The 4,459-nt window shown below is 41.1% G+C and carries 4 protein-coding genes; all 4 read right to left on the reverse strand.

The features are described from left to right. The coding region (locus tag ACEW8O_RS22680) for a type IX secretion system membrane protein PorP/SprF (RefSeq protein ID WP_373496917.1) at nt 1-177 on the reverse strand (177 nt) is incomplete at its 3' end. A 77-nt stretch (nt 178-254) separates the two neighbouring features. Then, the gene (locus tag ACEW8O_RS22685) at nt 255-1,901 is read right to left on the reverse strand and encodes a gliding motility-associated C-terminal domain-containing protein (protein ID WP_373496914.1); all 1,647 of its coding nucleotides are present in this window, start codon (nt 1,899-1,901) and stop codon (nt 255-257) included. A gap of 149 nt (nt 1,902-2,050) precedes the next feature. Continuing rightward, complete coding sequence (locus ACEW8O_RS22690) at nt 2,051-3,529, reverse strand: fibrinogen-like YCDxxxxGGGW domain-containing protein (RefSeq protein WP_373496915.1); 1,479 nt, start codon at nt 3,527-3,529, stop codon at nt 2,051-2,053. Nucleotides 3,530-3,553: 24 nt separating this feature from the next. Then, nucleotides 3,554-4,459 (reverse strand): hypothetical protein (locus ACEW8O_RS22695; protein WP_373496916.1); only part of this gene is annotated, 906 nt, incomplete at its 5' end.

Genomic DNA, 4,459 nt, shown 5'->3' on the forward strand with positions numbered 1-4,459 from the left:
AAAACCCGCCCATTGGTTCCTTACGAACCCACGTACAGTAGAGCCTTCATATCCTGTCAGGGCAGGGTTGAAGTAACCTTGCATGTGGCTGAACTGTGCCACGTATTTTCTTGTCTGTGCATGCAGGCTGCCCAAAACAGATCCGATCAGAAGTAAAGTGAGTAAAGTTTTTTTCATGGGAATATTTTTTTATTGAATCTTAAAATTGGATGATTAAGGGGACACCAATCTGATACGGTGTCCCTTTTTTAAATCTATTTTAGCAATACATAAAGAAGTCCTTTCCTGATTTCCCCTGTTTCACCAACCTCTATGGTCCAGTAGTAAGTACCGACGGGAACATCCCTTCCGTTTACAGTTCCATCCCATTTCACACTCGGATCAAGGGTGTAGAACATTCGCATCCCGCCACGGTCAAAAATCTGGAGTCTGACACCTTCATAGAACATCAGGTCAGGAACTCCCCATCCATCATTGTATCCATCATCTCCAGGTGTTATTGTATTTCCAACAAATAGCTCTGTGATAGATTTTCTATGACGGGTCAGTTTTTCAAGGAATTCCAAGGTATTGCCGTCTCTGTCTGTTATCAGGAAGTTGACAAAGAACTCCGTTTTACCCGCTGCAGGATCCGCTGACACCCAATAGAGCTGATTGCCATTTCTGATTTCAAAGTAGCCATTGTCCCTGTCCCCATCGATCAAAATGATTTCATGGATATTGTCCACTGGATCTACCACAGAAATATCTGCGATAAAGATGGCGTCTTCGTCGGGTTCCGCCACAAAATCATATTGGCTGAGATTGACCCGAATTGGAGCAGGTTTTGGAAGTACTGTTACCAAAATATCAGAAGGTAAATTATACCCATTCATAAGGCCGGGATATGACTTGAAGTCACCCATAATCTGGTAAGTACCTCTTTTGTAAATATCCAGGTTTGATTTATCCCAAGTGACTTCAAGGTTGACGATCTCACCTGAACCCAATACTGCTACTATTGAATTTGGTAACATGGCATCAATACCTTCGTATCCCCAAGGAATCTCAATATCCGAAAGATTGATAAACATGACAGGTGATCTGTCCCTTACATAGTCAGGTACACCATCCCCATTTGAATCCAGATAACTAATCGGATTGTATGGATCTGTATTTTGGATGACTTCTATATAATCAGGAACTTCGTCTCCATCTGTATCCAAATAATCAGTAGGATCATGTGGATCAGTGTCCTCTCTTATCTCCTGAATATCAGGTACGCCATCTCCATCAGAATCCAACCTGACGGAGGAAACTGTAAATACAGATGATTGGGCTTTTAAATTAGTATAGTTTCTAAGGTGAACTGTAGTATCCTGGATTTCCTGACCATATTCCAACAACCAGTCAGAACCCTCTTTTCTCACCAGAGACTTCAACTGAAAATCAAGAGGCTCAGTAACTTTGGTCCAGGAAAACTGTAAATCTACCATAGCTTCCTCGTCTCCAGGGATCAGGGAAGTGACTTTCCAGAAAAATGGCAGAGATTCAGGTTCACTCAGCCTATCCATTCCAATTGAATAAGCAGTGGCAGAGGATTGGTTGACAATGCTCACATCCGCCTTACTGTCTATTCCTACTTTCAAAAAGGCTTTTTTTCCCATTTGGAGGATTCTCGTCTTCAATAAAGCATCAGGACTTAACATTTCTATATATCCTGATTGAGGCAATGTTATGGCCTCAGCTTGGATGATTTGACTGTTGTCCTTAAGTTTTACCGAAGGCGCAGAAAAAATCACACCTTCCCCTTTCAAGGTAAGTTTGCTTTCCCCGACCAAGGTTATGTCTTGCGAATAGAGCTCGGTAGAAATGCATAAGGAAATAAAAATCCCCAGAAATATTTTGATGTAATTTTTCATATTCTATTAATAAATTCAGCTTTTCCGAATTGAAACTAAATCTGTTTGTTCGGGTAAAACTATTTTTAAATACTAGCCAATTTTAACTATCAAATTGATTCAGAATTATTGCATTATTTAGAAGAGGCATAGTCGGAAGTCCAAAATTCCTATCTAATCCAAGTTGAAAACCATGCATCAGGAGAAGAACTAGTTCTTCCGGTGCCGACATCTGCAGACCAATGAACACCTTGGTCATAATTTACTGAGTGGTACATTCTTGGCCAACCCACCGCACCACCAGGGCAACAATACGCCCATAGCCAGGAGCCAGAGTTTACAACAAACGTAGAAGATGCACCGTTTGCCCATGTGGCAGCCCCATTAACTTCTGTTGCAGTGCTCCGTAACGCGCCTATTGCTAATGGCGATGTGGAAGTTGTTTTGTGGGCATAGGAGGTAGACGAATTCCCTGATCGCAATTGCACATCTGTACTTAAATTGGCTAATTCAATAACATAATTTCTAGGCAAATACCCCAAAACATTTGGAGATGTTACCGAGGTAGATTCTGGTACCGTAGTTGGTCCTGCTCCAACATTCAATAACATCCATCCTCCACCATCTGTTGTCATATCGGCATATATTTGAAAAGGTGTCCCACCATTAATATTTGGATTGCTGATCCAATAAATGCCGCTAGGAGATGATTCGTAATCTGTTTTTATTTGCTTGGCACTTGTTCCTGCCGTAGAAGAGCTTAATCCATCTTTAACTATTGGTAACGGTGTGTCCAACTTTTTACCAAAAATGTTTAGACCTCTTCCAGTACCTATTCCACCATTACTATTTACGTTTTTAGTAGCATCAGAAGTAATTTGACCATTCTTGGTCAATGCATTTAATTTGGAGAAAACTGAAATTTCATCAATGCTCCCGGATCTTATTAAGATTTCCATCTTGTCAAAACTTGGTGAAAATCCTGATTTTGCCGCTGAGGGATTTGTTGGATTTAAATAATCAAAGGTGGACAAATTCGGGTTTATCCACATTTCCGTTTTATTCAACGTATAATCCACTCGAACCACTACCAGATTTTGTGCACTCAAACTTGCAGTTGAGGTAGCTGTATTACTAAGCGTAGCATCCAAAATGGACATAAAAGAACCACTACTCGCACCAACACCTCCGGTCAGTGTCCCCTCACTGAAAAACCTAATTTGAGGAGTACCACCTCCTCCATTTGCCTCAAAAACAGATAAAAACTGAAAATAAACAATCCCTTGATTTTGTAAAGGAAATGATCTTCCTAAAGCTGCAATATCATTACATGTTCCGTAACACGTATAATCAAATTCAGCCTTAAGGCCAGAAGTTGTCAGTCCGGAATAGGTAAAACCTGTTGTCGAAGTTTTCAAGAATCTATCCAGGTAGGGCTTCATCCAAGGATTTGTCCATCCTGTTCCACCTGATGCATTTAGTAATGAAGACCCACTGCTATAATTAAATCCCTCATACGCTACAAGTTTAAATCCCTGAGGAACTGTTTGAGCGATTCCGGAAAAAATGAAAAGCAGGAAAACCATACAAAATAAACCAAGTCTTCTTGAGCTTTTCATTAATAGAACCTTTGGATTATATCTAGACATCTATTTAGTTTTTAAGTATTGGCATTAATAGTAATAATCCATTTGAATTCTATCCCCTGCCGCAAGCGCATATGCTCCATTATTAGTAGGATTATAAGTCAGTGTATTTCCACTCATCGAGTAAGCGGTATTACTTATGCGGACACCATTGACATACATTTTTACTTTACTATTTGAAGATGGTGTTTGAGTCAAAGTAAAACCTGTCTGGGATGCTGTGGCCGAAAATTCATCGGCAACTTCCCTAACCAGGCTTGCAGCAGCCGCAACGAAAGCAGTTGTGGCGATTTTTGTGGAATTATCTCCCGCTGTGGGAGTCGGCGCTAAGGGTGCTCCGGTAAAAGTAGGTGAATTGGAAAAAACAACTGTACCTGTTCCTGTCTCATCCGTGACTGCACCTGATAAATTTGCTGAAGTAAACGAACCCAAAGAAGCCACGTTACCTACCGAAGTGACCATGCCGGTTAAATTAGCGTTTGTAGCATTTGCTGTCATTACAAAAGCGGTGGTTGCCAGTTGTGTGGTACTTGTTCCTGCTGCGGCTGTTGGTGCCAATGGCACTCCAGTTAAAGATGGAGATGCTAAATTTGCCTTTAAATTCAAAGCCGTCTGTGTCGCTGTTGAAACTGGCTTGTTTAGATCAGTTGTATTGTCCACATTACCCAATCCAACCATTACTTTATCAATCCCTGAAACTGTCCCTGTGAAGGTTTTATTTCCTGCTATGGTTTGGGCAGTTGTCAAATCCACAAAGTTGGTAGAGGAGGCCGCTGCCGTTACGAAGGCAGTAGTTGCAATTTGAGTAGTGTTTGTTCCTGCTGCGGCTGTTGGTGCCAATGGCACTCCAGTTAAAGATGGAGATGCTAAATTTGCCTTTAAATTCAAAGCCGTCTGTGTCGCTGTTGAAACTGGCTTGTTTAGATCAGTTGT

This window comes from Aquiflexum sp. (assembly GCF_041749095.1).
Lineage (GTDB): Bacteria > Bacteroidota > Bacteroidia > Cytophagales > Cyclobacteriaceae > Aquiflexum.

Coding starts and splice junctions, on each gene's coding strand:
- ACEW8O_RS22685 (WP_373496914.1), bottom strand. CDS start 1,901: ATGAAAAATTACATCAAAATATTTCTGGGGATTTTTATTTCCTTATGC.
- ACEW8O_RS22690 (WP_373496915.1), bottom strand. CDS start 3,529: ATGTCTAGATATAATCCAAAGGTTCTATTAATGAAAAGCTCAAGAAGA.